1 protein-coding gene is annotated in these 409 nt (G+C 66.3%); it reads left to right on the forward strand.

Going from position 1 to position 409, the window contains the following annotated elements:
• A partial coding sequence (locus tag EOA36_RS37660; protein ID WP_189553583.1) for a hypothetical protein occupies window positions 1-409 on the forward strand: 409 nt, incomplete at both ends.

Raw genomic sequence — 409 nt, forward strand, 5'->3', positions numbered from 1 at the left:
GCCATCAACGCGCCGCCGATGGGCGCCCAGGACAAAAGCCGCATGGCGATCCTCAACCTGTCGCGGCTCGACAAGAAGAACGGCATCGGCCGCAAAGTGGTTCTGAAGGCCGAGACGGACGGCCGCATGATGCTGCGCCAGATCATGGACGGCTGGCGCGACTATAACGACCGGCTGCTTGTGAACTATTGGGAGGCGCTGGCCGCCCAGGGCCTCGATGCGCGCGCGATCGACACGTTCGGCACGCTGCTGGCGGCCGCCGAGCTGCTGGTTGGGCCGGCGGCGCTGGAAGACATCGGCCTGCCGGTGACCGACCATGAGCGGCTGGGCGAGATCGTGGCGGCCGCCACGGCGATCGAGCGCAATGAAAACCTCGACAATTGGCACAAGTGCCTCGACATCCTGATGC

The sequence above is a fragment of the Mesorhizobium sp. M8A.F.Ca.ET.021.01.1.1 genome (assembly GCF_003998025.1).
Taxonomy (GTDB): domain Bacteria; phylum Pseudomonadota; class Alphaproteobacteria; order Rhizobiales; family Rhizobiaceae; genus Mesorhizobium.